This window comes from Nostoc sp. C052 (assembly GCF_013393905.1).
Lineage (GTDB): Bacteria > Cyanobacteriota > Cyanobacteriia > Cyanobacteriales > Nostocaceae > Nostoc.
Genome location: NZ_CP040272.1, coordinates 7018858 through 7034613, shown reverse-complemented (window position 1 = coordinate 7034613; position 15756 = coordinate 7018858). Strand labels below are relative to the sequence as shown.

Below are 15756 nucleotides of genomic sequence, written 5' to 3'. Positions count from 1 at the left end.
TCATCCGAATCCTGAAAATCACTCTTAGTTAAGTTTCGTGAAATTTTATCAGAATTCTGAGGTTCTGATCCAACTACTCCTTTAATATGTGATTAAAAGTTGTTAACTTTAATTAAGAACATGGAGGCTTTAGAGTGCCAATTCCTCTGTTAGAATATGAACCTTCAAGTCAAAACCAGCGTGTAGCTTCTTATGAAGTTCCAGGTGATGAACAGCCCAGGATTTTTAATACAGACAATATTCTGTCTCCATCAGATTTAGGCGATCTGATTGAAGCTGCATATCGTCAAATTTTCTTTCATGCCTTTGCTGCCGATCGCGAAACATATTTAGAGTCTCAGCTCCGTAACGGACAAATTACAGTGCGGGACTTTATTCGTGGGTTGTTGCTTTCTAATACCTTTAAGAGAAGCTTCTACGACCTCAACAATAATTATCGCTTTGTTGAGCAAGTAATCCAGCGGGTTCTAGGACGCGACCCATACAACGAGCGGGAAAAAATCGCTTGGTCAATTGTAGTTGCGACCAAAGGTATTGTCGGCTTTGTTGATGAAGTACTAAACACTGAAGAGTACCTGAGCAATTTTGGATACTCCACAGTGCCTTATCAACGCCGTCGGATACTACCATCTCAATCTGCGGGTGAGTTGCCATTCAACATCAAATCTCCGCGATACGAAGATTACCACCGTACCAAACTGGGTTTCCCCCAAATCATTTGGCAGGTAGAAGTACGCAGATTCATTCCACAAGAGCAAAAGCCCAAGGCTGGCGATCCAGCTTTGTTCTTGGCTTTGGCACAAAGTATCAATGCAACTGGCAATGCTCCTCAACGGATCTCGTCATTCAACATCGATATCGAAAAGTCTGTACCTTATCGCCAACTGTCAGGAATTAAATAACAATTTTTGGTCGGTGGCTGGCTAGTACATCCACTTGATTGATTATTTTATAGCGTGCATAAGTCTTGGGTTATGTAGGAGTTTCATTTAGATATAACTAGTGAAACAGACTCTATCCCATGTCTGATGCACGCTACTTGTTAATTGGCATTGGGCATTGGGCATGGTTTTTTTATGGCTAATGTCTGTGAAATGGTTCTATTTTCAGGCGTGGATGAGCTTAGGAATAAGAATTAAATAACATACTAATTTATGTCCGGGCCTTACCTCATCCTCAATCCCTCTCCTTGTAAAGGCTACGGTGTACACACAAGTCTTAAAATTCCCCCTAGTACTTGGTTTAGTCATCCAGCAATAGGATTGTGCGATCGCTCCGAAAGCCTGTCCGCAGCGAACGCAAGTGCGTGTCGTAGACAAGCAATCGCTTTAACTACGAGATTATGCGATTACTTCGCTTCGCTCGTAATGACAATTTGTTGGGTCTATAAAGCTTGAAACCCTTGCAGATACGACTTGTGTGTACACCGTAGCCGATATATTGGAGAGAGAAGCTAGAGACAGGATAAAGTTTTGTATCTTATTTAATCCACGTTCCTTACGAATTATTCTCTCAAGGTAGCCATCGGGGATGAAACCCAGCGAAGGGGAGTTGTTCTGGTTTAATTTCAACAGTCGTAGCATCAGCGATGGGCAATAGAGGCATTAACCACAGGCTACTGGTAGCGATGGTATCTCCATCATCAGTTTTTAAAGTGTTTGGGGGTAATGATGCTGTGGTGTTTGTCTGCGGTACTACTTGGTCAAATAACAAGCCCAAACCGTCAGATGATAAACTCATTTGCACATTTCTTTGAGCGGGAGGCAGTACTAACAGTGGTTTCTGTTGTCCGGTTTTCAGATCAATTGCCACCACATAAGGCTGTTCTATGTATTGTTCCTTGGATACTAGCTGTGTCAGCAAGCAATAGAGGGTAGGTGAGGCGATGTCAAATTGGCAACTGACAATTGAGCCTGTTGTTTTTACTAGTTGTTTCTGTACACCCTGGTTTGTCACTAAAAACAAATCTCGCGTGTAATCTGTATTAAACCTTACCATTGCTGCTTGAGAGCCATCTTTAGAGAAAGCCTGTACCAAACCAAACTGGGGCAGAAAATCTAAAGGTTTACTTGCATCGCCTTGCAGTGGTAAAATCGCTGCTCCCTGTCCTTGGGCAACTGCAACGGCTTTACTATCAGGCGTGATCATAAAGTCTCCTCCTGGCTGGCTTTTGAGGCGTTTCGGGACGGGTTTTTCTGCGGAAGCGTCACTAGTTGCTGGCATAAACCAGAGTCCAAAGTCGCCAGGATTATTTTTGTTTCCCCGTTGGATGACAATAGTTTGCCCATCAGGAGATAAGTCAAATTTCAGGTTTTGATAATCTTTACTATCTAAAGTCAGGTCAACTTTGCCTTCTGGTTCTGCTTTTTGTCCAGATTTAGCAGAAACGCCTGTTGTCACTGTATATATTTGGGCTGAAAGTAAGTCTTGATTATTGGCGGCGCGAGCAGAAAATAAAATTTTCTCCCCATCAGGAAATGATTCAAAGTCAATTACTACCAAGTCTTTAGGGGTAAGTACCCTTTTTTGTTCTTGGGTCAAGTTGTAAAGAACTAACCGCCCTTTTTCTTCTTTATCAGTGCCGATGTAAAGAATAACGCGATCGCGTGTACGGAAGCTACCTGTAAAGGGTTGTATCAGACGATTGTTACCCTCTTGCAGCGCAAACTTATCTTTGGCTCCTTGTAACAGCAATTTATAATTCGTGCCATAAGGTGCTGGTGTTACCAGTGTATAAACCATCCGCCGCCCTGCCCAACTGTATTTACCTGCGAGGGGTGGCTCAATTTTCAAGTTATCCTCGACACTTTTGATTTCCATTGGGCGGCTGAAGGTGAGGGTGAAAGAGTTATCTTCTGCCCCAATTTGTTGATTTTGCCATGTAAAATCCCGGACACGAGCAGTTACCACATCACCTTGTAAGATGATTAACCCAATCAGCAGACTCAGCAGTAGCATTAGTGCGATCGCGATTCGATCTAGTGGTTGAATAAATGTTTTAGATTTAGTCATTGGGAATTGAGCATTGGGAATTGGGCATTGGGCTAATGACTAATGACTAATAACTATAAGGATTTTGGGGTTGAGGAATCTTTTTGAGGGAGGTGGCGGCGATGGTAAGTTGGCGTTTACCTGCCAAATTTTCTGTGACCATTTGTCCTTCTACTTCCAGCCAGGTATCAGCGGCATAAGCCTCTTGATTATTTTGTAGTTTGACGGGCAATCCCACAGGGTAAGCATCTGCTGCACAGCAAGTTAAGACAAATCTTGCTAAGAACAAATATTCTTTTCCTATATCCGGCGGGTGGATGACAAATCCCTGTACTTTGACTTTTTGTCCTGTATATGTGTCTGGTTCTGGATAGACATTGACAGTACGCACCCAGTCTACAAGCGATCGCTCTTCTGGGCGAACGGTAGCGCGAAAGGCTTGAGGTTTGACACGTGTGCTTCCCAATAAATCAGTCGTTACACCCCTTTGAAGTGCTTTGTCACTAGCAAAAACCTGCGGCGTAATGATAAAACCTAAAATCGCCGTAGTCAATAACAAAGAACTACCCCAACCAGGGGGAAATAAACTAATATGCGGGGCGTTTGATGTCACATCACGGCGACGACGTTGCCAAAGTTCCTGCATCTTGAAGAAACCAATAATAATCAAGCTGATACCAGTCACGACCACGAACCAAATGTAATTTGGGTGAATCAACAGATTCAGCTTGTTAGTTAACCAATATCTCAACATCAAAGTGCCCCAAGCTGTAATTGCGATAGCATCCAGCCAAGGGAGTAACAGATTTGGGATTTTAGATTTGGTGGTTTTGTTAGTCATTGGTCATTAGTCATTGGTCATTAGTCATTGGTCATTAGCAAAGGACAAATGACTAATAATTTTTTAAAAGACGTGCAAGTTCAGGAAAAGGGTGAACACAAATGTTAATTGTGCTGCTAGAGCAAATAAGTAAAAGACCGTTTTGGGTTTAAAAATGGATAACATCAAACCAATACCTTTGATGTCAATCATTGGCCCAAACACTAGAAATGCCAACAATGAACCACTGCTAAAGGTTGAGGCAAAAGATAGGGCGAAGAAAGAATCAACTGTAGAACAAATTGACACCACTACTGCTAATATCAGCATGACCACAATTGAGGTAATGGGGCCAGCACCCAAACTGAGAATTAATTCACGGGGAGCGAGGACTTGAATCGCAGCCGCGATCGCACTTCCTACAACCATGACTCCGCCTAATTCTCGGAATTCTTGAATGCTGTTATCCACCACTAGACGCAATTTCGCTGCTAACGGTTTATTGGTCGTAGACGCTGAGGTAGACGGTACTAAATTAGCATCTATCCGCAGAGGTATACCTGCTTTTCCTCCTAAGATATAAGTCCCAGATTGCAAGAGATTCGGTACTGTTGCTTCCTCTTGTGCTTGGTAACGCTGACCACGGCGCTTGGTTTCAGGCGGCGCGGGTGGGTTAAACTTCATATAACGAGCGATCGCAGGCTGAATTATCGGATTTAAGTCCTTTTGAAAACTGAAAACATACCCGATAATTGTGGCAATTGCTAGAGAAAATACGACTCGTAAGACTACTATTTCTGGTTGATCTCGAAATGCTGTCCAAGTTGACCAAATTACAATTGGGTTAATTGTTGGTGCTGCTAGCAAAAAACCAATTGCCACTGGTGTGGGTACTCCCTGAATCAGGAACCGCCGCGCTACCGGTACATTCCCGCACTCACACACCGGAAATAAAAAGCCGATCATGCTGCCAACTAAAGCACCCAGCAGCGGATTTGTGGGCATTTTTTCTACGAGTTTGCGCTCATCAACAAAAAATAGCAGCAAACTTGAGAATAAAACCCCAAGAAGCAAAAAAGGCATCGCCTCGACTAGCAGACTCAGAAATAGTGTAAAACCATTGTTCAATTGATTCATGGGCGTCGCAGTCAAAAGCGGTTTTTAGTTTTAGGGTTCTGCCTAGTCATTCTATCGAAATGGGGATCAAAAGCAGTTCGGGAAAATTAAACATTATTTAAGTAGCAAGTTATCCAATGTTTGAAATTGCGCTTAAGCGCTACAAACCTTTGCTTCAGCCTAGATAGTGATTTTTACCTGAGTGCATTTACTGACGATGACCATTTCTAAGATTGTCTAAGTTCAGAATTTGTTCCGTTCTAGAGGGCAAGTAGCTGCATAGATGATTTGAAATTCCCTATGTTTATACTTACAGTAATTTCCTGGATCAGATATTAGCTCGGCTGTATTTTCATCAAGTATTCACAGTTATGCAACATTTGGGGTAAGTGTAGCCCGTCGTAGACATCGCTCTTGGTTGCTAGCATCATTAATTTTGGCTTGTTTTGGCAAAATTTTATCTGATCCTTGATTGATTGTTTACTATAACAACTCTAAAAAGGCAAGACCAAATTTTAGCAAACAATCTAAAAATCACCATCAGGCTAGAAACCTGGACGGTAATCACTAAAACTCGAGAGATGCTCTTCTCTCCTGGCGCAAACAAGTCTTGTCTGCGACACGCTAGTAGTCTGCCAACCCAAAAATGCTAAGTGAGGACTGGGGAAAGGGGAAAGGGAAAAGGGTAAGAGATTTAAACCCTTTCTCCCTTCCCCCTTACCCTTTACCCCGCCAAGTTCACTTGGCGAACTACTAGGCATTGGTGTCAACTTAAGCTGAAACTCCTTTAAAACCTCGTTTCCAGCCTCCGGCTGGAAATGCAACTCAAAAGTGGCTCTGCCGCCAGTAAAGAGAGGCGGAGCAAATACTTTTCGGATAAACCCAACAATCTCTCTTTTGATCTGGGGAAAGGTTAAAGGGGAAGGGGTAAGGGTTTGAATTTACCTTTACCCCTTCCCCTTTCTCCCAAAACCCGAAAAGTATTGGAGGCGGAGCCTCAAAGACAAGCATTCCCAGTCGGAGACTGGGAACGAGGCAATCTAAAAGCTAGTTCTAGACTTGCTTTCACGTTAAGTTGACACCAATGCACGCTAGGGACTTCCTACAAATAAATTACCCAATCTTGTGGGGTTGGCATCTTGCCCGCCTTTTACGCATTTTCCACCACACGGCATTCAGTTCCTCAAATTCTTTAAGAAGTAGGGTATCTGGTGTTCGCGATTATTTACGTTTTATTGGAATCCCCCAAATCTTGATTTGTCGATCAAATCCACCACTGGCAAGAATTTTACCATTGGGACTAAAAACGATCGCACTTACCCAGTCTGTATGTCCACTCAGGGTATTTATTAACTCACCTGTAGTTAAATTCCACAATTTAATCCCATCTCTGCCGGCACTAGCAAGGGTTTGTCCATCGGGATTAATAGCGATCGCATTTACCCAGTTATTATGTCCTGTGAAGGTGCGGACTAATTCTCCAGTATTAATATTCCACTGTTTTATGGTGCGATCGCGGCTAGCACTAACTAATGTTTCTCCATCTGGCGTAAAGATAACAGCGCTAACAGCATTAGAATGAGCTACTGATTCACGGATTAATTTACCAGTACTCAAATTCCACAGCTTGATTACACCCTTATTATCACCACTAGCCAAGGTCTGCCCATCAGGACTAATAGCCAGGGTATAAATCAAATTATCAAAGCTGACTAGAGTCCCTAGAGGGCGCTGCTGTAGCAAATCCCAGAGACGAATCCCATCCAAAGCTCCACTGATGAGAATTTTACTATCAGGAGACACCGCTAAAGATAATACGTTACTGGTATGTCCAACAAAAGAGCGGCTAAATCTAAAATTTTTCAGGCTCCAGAGGTTAATCGTGTTGTCATCACTACAGCTAGCGAGGGTTTGACCATCTGGCGAAATCACTAAAGATTCTATGGCTGCTTTGTGTGCTTTGTTAATATCCCCTAACTTTTTGCCGTTTGCTGGATTCCACAGGCGAATTATACCCTCGTTTTCTGCACCTCCACTCGCAAGAATTCTGCTGTCTGGACTGAAAGCGAGGGATTTGACGGTTCCGTTATGTCCTCTAAGTGTGTAAAGTAATTGGGCATTAGCAAAGTTGCTAGTAGCTTGGGAGTTTGGCGTTACTTCAATGGCAGCATGAGCTTGATGAATGTAAAACCCTTTCCAGATAGTCACTGGAAGGGCAACAGCTGCCATAAATGCCAAAATAATATACGGCCGCAGAAAATTACCGCCACCTCTTCCCTCACTACTCACTCTTTTTCCTCACTTTTTATAGATACAGTTACCCAAATTAATTTTGCAGAGCTATTACCAAATAACTCTGCAAATTCTTAAAGAGGCGGTTTTTTCTTAGAAACGCTTAACATTGGTAAAGGCGTACTAGAAGAAGAACGAGAGGGCAAATAATGTTGCACTACAGGTTCCTCTGGTAAGGGACGACGCTGCTGGAAACGCCACAACTTAAAGCCTAGCGCTATCCCTGCCGTTCCCAAACCAAAAGCAAACAACGACCAGCTATCATTTAATCCGCCAATCAGGGCATCCATAACGCCCATCGTCATTAGTACACTGATTATTGGCTCTTTTCGGTAGGTTGACTTCAAAAAACGAGGTAATACAGCATTCATCACAGCTTGGTTGGTTCCTGTTCACCTTTTGTGTATATTTACCAAGAATACCTCACCCGTAATTTGCCTTTTTCATCCAAGGCAGACACTAATTTATGATTTTCTTTAGTAGGGGAGGAAGTTTACTCATTAATCGCCTTGCATCAGCTAGTTGCAAGTCTATGATATTTCCATCAAAAATAGGTATTTCGATTCCTCTCTTGCTTATATTTTAGGGCAATTATTTATGAATAAGTCTAATTAAAGTATCTAGGGCGAAGTACTCCGCTATCAATTATTGAAGTCAAAACCAACTGGTTGTTCCAACTGGTTGAAACTCTTTTAATTACTAGTGGTCTGTCAAATTCATTTTGGCGGTTAGAGAGACGCGATAAATCGCCGTCTCTACTAGAAATTTATCCGTCAATTAGTTCTTGACAGACCACTAGCTTACAACTTCAAAATTGTGCTTGTTGATGGCACTACTTTAGACCCAGCCATGATAGCACCCCTTGATTGGTGACATATTCAATCACCAGCAGCAAAGCGAAGCCAATCATTGCGGCTCGACCATTCAAGCGTTCGGCATATTCGTTAAAGCCAAACTTCGGCTCTTCTAGTTTAGGTGTAATCGTTGGTTGTGTCTGTGTCATTTTTTTTAGAAACCTTTTTTCGGCAAACGGGAATTGATATCAGACTTCTGGCAGAAGTCGGGGAAAGTGGGGGTTTTTACCCTACACTTGGTAACTTATAAGACCGATTGCACTGCTTGAATGCCAAGATGACTTGAGAAATTCAGCAAAAGCTTCCGAGTCGGGAGCTATACAATCGCTCTTTTAATAAATTGTTACTATTCTTTATATATTGTATAAATACTGGGGCAATAGTCAAGGGTAAGAGTTTGGGGCTACTCAGATTTAATTGAGAAACTTTGAACACAGATTAATTATCTCTAATGCAGCTATCTGTAATAGGTCAGCGGCAATAGGAAAGTAGCAAGGTTGAAATTGGCAGGCTACAGTTAAACAAAAAAATTATCAGAGGCGATATATGGAAATTGGTGTTCCTAAGGAAAATAAAGATCAAGAGTTTCGGGTAGGGTTAAGTCCTTCTAGTGTGCGGGTGCTGCGAGAAAATGGTCATAGCATCTTTGTGCAGACACAAGCAGGTAATGGCGCTGGTTTCTCCGATGATGATTACAGAAGTGCTGGAGCCGAAATTGTCCCCACATCAGAAACGGCTTGGAATCGGGAATTAGTGGTTAAAGTCAAAGAGCCGCTGACATCTGAGTATAATTTTTTGCAAAAAGGGCAGATATTATTTACTTATTTACATTTAGCAGCTGATCGCAAGTTGACAGAGCATTTAATTGATTGTGGCACTTGTGCGATCGCTTACGAAACTGTAGAACAACCAGGCGCTAACAGATTACCCTTGCTCACCCCCATGAGCGTAATTGCCGGTCGGTTAGCAGTGCAATTTGGGGCCAGATTCTTAGAACGTCAACAAGGTGGTAGAGGTGTACTTTTAGGCGGTGTTCCTGGAGTGCAACCGGGTAAAGTAGTAATTTTAGGTGGCGGCGTTGTCGGTACAGAAGCGGCTAAAATTGCTGTGGGCGTGGGTGCGATCGTCCAGATTTTAGATGTGAGTGTCGAACGCTTATCTTACTTAGAAACCCTCTTTGGCTCTAGAGTCGAATTGATTTACAGCAATTCTGCTCATATTGAAGCCGCAGTCAAAGAAGCCGATTTGCTCATCGGTGCAGTTTTGGTGTTAGGACGTAGAGCGCCAATATTAGTATCTCGTGAATTGGTCAAACAAATGCGTCCTGGTTCAGTAATAGTTGATGTAGCCGTAGACCAAGGCGGCTGCATAGAAACCTTACACCCTACATCCCACACAAATCCGGTATACGTTGAAGAGGGTGTGGTGCATTATGGCGTTCCTAATATGCCAGGTGCAGTACCTTGGACAGCAACTCAAGCACTAAATAACAGTACATTACCTTATGTTGTCCAGTTGGCGAATTTGGGAATTAAAGCACTGGAAGTTAACCCAGCCTTAGCTAAGGGTGTGAATGTGCAGAATCATCAATTAGTACATCCGGCTGTACAAGAGGTATTCCCTGACTTGGTAAATTAAGTGTCAGGCGATCGCTTATTTTAATGGTGGTAGCGATCGCTAATTAGACTAATTTCCTTGCCTTATGCGCGGATGGGTAGGTGTACAAAATGAGAAGGAGCAAAAAAGGCTGTAGGCTCCATCTATACAAGGCTTTGAGGGCAATCATACCTTTAAACCATCCGCGCACCTTATAGGGACTGCGTTTCAGCGATTTATATCTTGTGCTATGACTATTCCCTGTGTTATGATTTGCTTATTCGCGCAACCTTACCTTGAAAACCAAATACAGCAGCGCTTTCAGCTTTCAGCGATTGCAATTAACCTAAATCCCTATTAGGGATTGAAACGCCGATTTGCGAGTGGATTGATTGCTTGCGAAAGATTGCAATTAACCTAAATCCCTATTAGGGATTGAAACTAATCTTCTAAATGCTGGATTAGAGCCTGCGGGAAGAGATTGCAATTAACCTAAATCCCTATTAGGGATTGAAACGTAGGAACTCCTAATGCTGATTTTACTTTAGCAGATTGCAATTAACCTAAATCCCTATTAGGGATTGAAACCGTTTAGCTAATTCATCTGCATACACTACTCCGTCATTGCAATTAACCTAAATCCCTATTAGGGATTGAAACTCTCCCTGATGCTTATATATCCAATTGATTAAATTGCAATTAACCTAAATCCCTATTAGGGATTGAAACAAAAATGCCATTGCTGCGGCGAAAAGGGCAATAATTGCAATTAACCTAAATCCCTATTAGGGATTGAAACATGGAGTAATACTTCTAAAGTATCACCTAATGGTAATTGCAATTAACCTAAATCCCTATTAGGGATTGAAACTGTTTCAGACGCTATTCGTGATTTGATAAAAAAGATTGCAATTAACCTAAATCCCTATTAGGGATTGAAACAGGATTAGTGCGGGAATGTGGGTAAGCGTAGCTATATTGCAATTAACCTAAATCCCTATTAGGGATTGAAACTCGATACAAGAGACGGTTCATACCAAGTATCAGAATATTGCAATTAACCTAAATCCCTATTAGGGATTGAAACATCTCAAAAAGAATGCGAACTAGTTGCTACAAAATTAATTGCAATTAACCTAAATCCCTATTAGGGATTGAAACAAATACGCCAAAAGTCTTTTATATGGAATTATCGTAATTGCAATTAACCTAAATCCCTATTAGGGATTGAAACTCACTTTCCCCTCGACATCCTGGATTAACAAGTCATTGCAATTAACCTAAATCCCTATTAGGGATTGAAACGTATCGCCCAAACTGACATTTGCATTAGATGAAATTGCAATTAACCTAAATCCCTATTAGGGATTGAAACATAATTTCGGATTCTTGTAAGCTTCCGAATTCGAATTGCAATTAACCTAAATCCCTATTAGGGATTGAAACTGGTACTGAAACAAATGTAAATTTTACGGCTGAAATTGCAATTAACCTAAATCCCTATTAGGGATTGAAACTCAAAACACACAGATCCCCACTGTGTCTGAGAATTTATTGCAATTAACCTAAATCCCTATTAGGGATTGAAACAACATCGGGGCTTGAGTTATCCTCCATCGTCAATGATTGCAATTAACCTAAATCCCTATTAGGGATTGAAACTTCAGAATTTGCTCTACCCTCTGAGATTCCTGAAATTGCAATTAACCTAAATCCCTATTAGGGATTGAAACAGCAACACGATTAACCATGACTGGATCTCTTACAGCCAATTGCAATTAACCTAAATCCCTATTAGGGATTGAAACTGTGATGGTGGCTCTGAAATAGTTCGATTTATACAATTGCAATTAACCTAAATCCCTATTAGGGATTGAAACGTCTCCCAATTCAAAGATTAAATTGTCTGTGTAACTCTCAAATTGCAATTAATCTAAATCCCTATTAGGGATTGAAACAAATATTTCTCGTAATAAACCTCCCATCTGTTTTTCATTGCAATTAACCTAAATCCCTATTAGGGATTGAAACATCTCTATAATTTCTGCATCATCTTTGAAACCTGCTATTGCAATTAACCTAAATCTCTATTAGGGATTGAAACAGTTCATACAAATAAAATCTAACTAATGAGGGTTGTAATTTGTCATTGGTAATAGGCTAAAAAGTCTTTACCTAATATAGTTACGTTTATTCGTGCTGAATTAATTGTTGACTCATAATTTAATTATTGAATAAATATTAAAGCAGCCAAATCCTATAAGTTACTACACTAAATCGATAGAGTTTTAGTATTATTAGAAAAACTAATTACGGAAAAAGAAGTATTGCCATTAAACAGTAAATCTGTCATATTTAAGAATCTCATTTAAAAGCAAAAGCATTTACATTATGTTAGCGACATCTATAAAAATTCTTAATGAGCATTATCAATCTCTCAACAACGAGGGTATAGATGTCATTCAAGGATTAACTCAAAGTCCAAAAACCTTACCTCCAAAATATTTTTACGACGATCGTGGCTCAGAATTATTTGAGCAAATATGTGAATTACCAGAATATTATCCAACAAGAACAGAAGCATGGATTTTGCGCCAATATGCTGATGAAATTGCTCAAATTACAGGTGCTTGTGAACTTGTCGAATTAGGTAGTGGTAGTTCTACAAAAACAGAGTTTTTGTTAGATGCTTATCAAAAGTTTGCTAGTTATTGTAGATATATACCCATTGATGTCAGCCGGGGAATCCTTAAATCTAGTGTAATCAAACTACAGCAAAAATATCCGACTTTCTTTATTGAGGGATTAATAGGAACCTATGAACAAGCACTCATAAAACTAGAATCTACTTTTGCACCATCACGGCTAATTTTTTTCTTGGGTAGTTCTCTTGGTAACTTTAATCCACGAGAATGTGATGATTTCTTAAAACAAATTACTAAGACTTTACAGATAGGTGACTACTTTCTTTTGGGGATTGATTTACAAAAACCCAAGGAAATCTTGGAGCCAGCTTATAACGATAGTCAGGGAGTAACAGCTGCTTTTAACATAAATATACTCTCTCACTTAAATTGGCGTTTTCAAGGCAATTTTGACCTCAATTTATTCACTCATCAAGCTATTTATAATGAGAATGATGCTCAAATTGAGATGTATCTGCATTGCCAAAAAAGTCATAAGGTATCTTTAAAAGCATTAGATTTACAAGTTTCCTTTGCAGATGGAGAAAGTATTCTTACTGAAATTTCTCGTAAGTTTGATTTAGTCATTATGCAAAAGCAGCTAGAAATACACGGACTTAAAACACTTAAGACTTGGACAGATCCCAAGCATTTATTTGGGTTAATTCTTTGTCAATCTTAAATTTTATATCATGCCCAGTTGAACAATTCTAACTGTGTTCACGATAACATATCACTAGTAATTTGCTGGGCATGATAAGCTGTTGGACATTTAACTTGCATATTATCTGGCATTAAAACTCTTGTGGGTTGGGCATCTTGCCCGCCCTAGTTATGCAAATTAAAAGTACATTAGCTTATTACTTATTCAAAATTGAGGTAAACCAGGGATATAAATTGTATCTAATTTAATTTGTATTCCAAAATAATTCCTCATCCTGTACATTTTTTAAAATCAATTTAATTTACACCATGAACAGTTTTCAATCTACTTATCCGCCAAAACTTGATAGTTGCAATTCTCAAGTAATTCTAGATTACTTTAAGAATGCTTGGCAGATAGAAGATATGTTATTGAAAAGTCTGGTTGGGGAAGAGACATTCTATATAAATCCAGACCCTTTGAGAAATCCTCTAATTTTTTATCTGGGACATTCGGCTGTTTTCTATATCAATAAATTAATTCAGGTAGGATTATTAGAAAAACGCCTCAATCCAGAGTATGAAATCCTATTTGAAATTGGGGTCGATCCAGAAATTCCAGAGGAGTTGAATGAAGCGATCGCTCATTTACAATGGCCGCAAGTTGCAGAGACTTGGGAATATCGAGAACAAGCATATACTGTAATTTCCAAACTAATTAAGACAACCCCAATTACTCTACCAATTCATCCTACTCATCCCCTTTGGGCTTTAATGATGGGGATTGAACACCAGCGTATTCATATTGAAACCTCTTCGATGTTAATTCGCCAACTACCGATTGAGAGAGTAAAACGTCCCCAAGATTGGCAATATGCCCCTTTTAATGGTTACACTCCTCAGAACGAAATGATAGAAGTCACTGGTGGAGTAGTAAAACTCGGTAAAGCCTTTGATGATTCGACTTATGGATGGGATATTGATTATGGCGATCGCACTGTTGAAGTTGCACCTTTTTTCGCCAGTAAATATCTGATAACCAACGCCGAATTTCTCTATTTTGTCAAGGCTAGCGGCTACGAAAATCAAGACTATTGGGATGAAGAATCTTGGAATTGGAAAACTCGATACAATATTCAGTGCCCCAAATTTTGGTTACATGAAAATGGTAGCTACAAATATCGAGCGATGTTTGATGAAATAAATTTACCCTTAGATTGGCCTGTAGAAGTAAACCATTATGAAGCAATGGCTTATTGTCGCTGGCAAGGGAAAGATATTCGCCTAATGAGTGAAGCAGAATATCATTTAGCAACTTACAGTAATAGCTTATTAGATAATGTAGAAAATTACAATCTCAATTTAAAATTTGGCTCACCTAGCCCTGTCGGAATGTTAGAAAGTACAAAAAGTAACTCTGGATTATACGATTTACGGGGTAATGTTTGGGAATGGTTGAGTGATAACTTAAATCCACTTACAGGATATCAACCTCATTTTCTTTATAAAGATAATTCTGCCATCTTTTTTGACGATCAACATCAGATGATGTTAGGAGGATGTTGGATAACTAATGGTACAGAAGCTTTAAAATATTACCGTAATTGGTTCCGTCCCAATTTTTATCAGCATGCTGGTTTTCGGATTGTTCAAGATATTAAAGATTAACAGAATATGCCTCAGTCACATACTATAAGGTTACAGAGATGCAAAAGATTTTGAATTTCTGTTTTGAGATCGAATTTTATCTAAAGATTGCTATTAGTTGCACCATTGTTCAGCAGATATTCTATTTTTTGTTAAACAATATCGAGATCAACTTTATCACGCAGGTGCTATTGTACTGGCTTGTTGGTTCTATCTCATTTTATAGTATTGGTATTCTCATTGAAAAAGGAATCAAAAGCAACGACATTTTGAGGGATAAGCTGACTGTAAGAATTAATAAAATCAAAAATCAACCATTTCCTTCCTTTAGCCTCAAAGGCATGATTACAGGAGAAATTAAAGCTTTTCTCTCAGCATTAATAATTTTATATTTAGCTCCAGAGGTTCATAGAGGAAATAGCTTACTTCTCAATCTTGGATGGTTCTTGATGAGAATAATTGCTGCTGATTTTTGTTTTTATGTTGCTCATCGGCTTTTGCACACAAGATTCTTGCAGAAAATCCATCTTAAGCATCATGAGTTTCGTGACTCATCAAGTTTTGTTGCTGGACACAAGAGTTTGCTTGAATATATTATTGTTGCGATCGCTGATATTTTGCCTATTTTTATATTTGGATATGACATCACTCAACTGCTTGCATGGAGCGTTATAGGCAATGCTTACAACCTAGAAGGCCATAGTTCTTTGTCAATATTTTTCATTCCATCAGATTTCCACGATCTTCATCACACTTGCTTTAATGGAAACTATGGCATTCAGGGATTATGGGACAGAGTATTCAATACACTAAATCCTGTTAATAAGAAGCAGGGAATTATGTTTCCTGTAAGTTTTATCGAGCATATAACTATTAATTCGTCTATTAATAATGACACCGAAAAAATATAATCATTGTCAAGACGGCGATTCATCGCGTCTCTTGTCTTAACTGAACAGTATGGCATTATTAGCAGATTTGGGTAAATTAGGCAATCAACTATAGTGTTTCGCGACCTAGTAAGGTACATCTGTAGGGGCACGGCACTGCCCATAGTCAAGGGGGGACAAGATGTCCACCCCACAAGATTGGATAATTTATTTGTTGGAAGTCC

General features: G+C 39.8%; 11 protein-coding genes and 1 CRISPR repeat array. Of the genes, 5 read left to right on the top strand and 6 right to left on the bottom strand.

Annotated elements, in window-relative coordinates; genetic code table 11:
- Positions 1–134: 134 nt before the first annotated feature.
- Positions 135–902 (top strand): phycobilisome rod-core linker polypeptide, encoded by a 768-nt coding sequence (locus FD723_RS29105; RefSeq protein WP_179068455.1) that lies wholly within the window; start codon positions 135–137, stop codon positions 900–902.
- A 610-nt stretch (positions 903–1512) separates the two neighbouring features.
- On the opposite strand, the gene FD723_RS29100 is transcribed toward FD723_RS29105, so the two are convergent.
- The 6 genes from FD723_RS29100 to FD723_RS29075 form a co-directional block, all read right to left on the bottom strand.
- Positions 1513–3012 (bottom strand): Ig-like domain-containing protein, encoded by a 1500-nt coding sequence (locus FD723_RS29100; RefSeq protein WP_179068454.1) that lies wholly within the window; start codon positions 3010–3012, stop codon positions 1513–1515.
- A 46-nt stretch (positions 3013–3058) separates the two neighbouring features.
- Positions 3059–3832: a TIGR03943 family protein gene (locus FD723_RS29095; RefSeq protein ID WP_179068453.1), complete on the bottom strand. Its 774-nt coding sequence runs from the start codon at positions 3830–3832 to the stop codon at positions 3059–3061.
- 63 nt (positions 3833–3895) lie between these two features.
- Positions 3896–4948: a permease gene (locus tag FD723_RS29090; protein ID WP_179068452.1), complete on the bottom strand. Its 1053-nt coding sequence runs from the start codon at positions 4946–4948 to the stop codon at positions 3896–3898.
- Between the two features lie 1200 nt (positions 4949–6148).
- Complete coding sequence (locus tag FD723_RS29085; protein WP_179069316.1) at positions 6149–7156, bottom strand: WD40 repeat domain-containing protein; 1008 nt, start codon at positions 7154–7156, stop codon at positions 6149–6151.
- A 137-nt stretch (positions 7157–7293) separates the two neighbouring features.
- Positions 7294–7590 (bottom strand): hypothetical protein, encoded by a 297-nt coding sequence (locus tag FD723_RS29080; RefSeq protein ID WP_179068451.1) that lies wholly within the window; start codon positions 7588–7590, stop codon positions 7294–7296.
- Positions 7591–8051: 461 nt separating this feature from the next.
- Positions 8052–8222 carry a chlorophyll a/b-binding protein gene (locus FD723_RS29075; RefSeq protein ID WP_094331136.1) on the bottom strand — a complete coding sequence of 57 codons (171 nt, stop codon included), beginning with the start codon at positions 8220–8222 and terminating at the stop codon, positions 8052–8054.
- 397 nt (positions 8223–8619) lie between these two features.
- On the opposite strand from FD723_RS29075, the gene ald reads away from it, so the two are divergent.
- The 4 genes from ald (at position 8620) to FD723_RS29055 (ending at position 15553) form a co-directional block, all read left to right on the top strand.
- Positions 8620–9711 carry an alanine dehydrogenase gene (ald, locus tag FD723_RS29070; RefSeq protein ID WP_179068450.1) on the top strand — a complete coding sequence of 364 codons (1092 nt, stop codon included), beginning with the start codon at positions 8620–8622 and terminating at the stop codon, positions 9709–9711.
- A gap of 292 nt (positions 9712–10003) precedes the next feature.
- A CRISPR array of direct repeats spans positions 10004–11773; the repeat unit is 37 nt; unit sequence ATTGCAATTAACCTAAATCCCTATTAGGGATTGAAAC.
- Positions 11774–12060: 287 nt separating this feature from the next.
- The gene (gene egtD, locus FD723_RS29065) at positions 12061–13035 is read left to right on the top strand and encodes an L-histidine N(alpha)-methyltransferase (RefSeq protein ID WP_179068449.1); all 975 of its coding nucleotides are present in this window, start codon (positions 12061–12063) and stop codon (positions 13033–13035) included.
- Positions 13036–13325: 290 nt separating this feature from the next.
- Entirely contained in the window at positions 13326–14663 is a 1338-nt protein-coding gene (gene ovoA, locus FD723_RS29060) for a 5-histidylcysteine sulfoxide synthase (RefSeq protein WP_179068448.1), read from the top strand.
- Positions 14664–14791: 128 nt separating this feature from the next.
- Positions 14792–15553, top strand: coding sequence for a sterol desaturase family protein (locus tag FD723_RS29055; RefSeq protein ID WP_256874958.1), 762 nt, complete (start codon positions 14792–14794; stop codon positions 15551–15553).
- Positions 15554–15756: the final 203 nt, after the last annotated feature.

What these genes read in the sequence shown, in the direction of transcription:
- FD723_RS29100 (WP_179068454.1), bottom strand. Translation starts at nt 3,012, where the DNA reads ATGACTAAATCTAAAACATTTATTCAACCACTAGATCGAATCGCGATC.
- FD723_RS29095 (WP_179068453.1), bottom strand. Translation starts at nt 3,832, where the DNA reads ATGACTAACAAAACCACCAAATCTAAAATCCCAAATCTGTTACTCCCT.
- FD723_RS29090 (WP_179068452.1), bottom strand. Translation starts at nt 4,948, where the DNA reads ATGAATCAATTGAACAATGGTTTTACACTATTTCTGAGTCTGCTAGTC.
- FD723_RS29085 (WP_179069316.1), bottom strand. Translation starts at nt 7,156, where the DNA reads ATGGCAGCTGTTGCCCTTCCAGTGACTATCTGGAAAGGGTTTTACATT.
- FD723_RS29080 (WP_179068451.1), bottom strand. Translation starts at nt 7,590, where the DNA reads ATGAATGCTGTATTACCTCGTTTTTTGAAGTCAACCTACCGAAAAGAG.
- FD723_RS29075 (WP_094331136.1), bottom strand. Translation starts at nt 8,222, where the DNA reads ATGACACAGACACAACCAACGATTACACCTAAACTAGAAGAGCCGAAG.
- ald (WP_179068450.1), top strand. Translation starts at nt 8,620, where the DNA reads ATGGAAATTGGTGTTCCTAAGGAAAATAAAGATCAAGAGTTTCGGGTA.
- egtD (WP_179068449.1), top strand. Translation starts at nt 12,061, where the DNA reads ATGTTAGCGACATCTATAAAAATTCTTAATGAGCATTATCAATCTCTC.
- ovoA (WP_179068448.1), top strand. Translation starts at nt 13,326, where the DNA reads ATGAACAGTTTTCAATCTACTTATCCGCCAAAACTTGATAGTTGCAAT.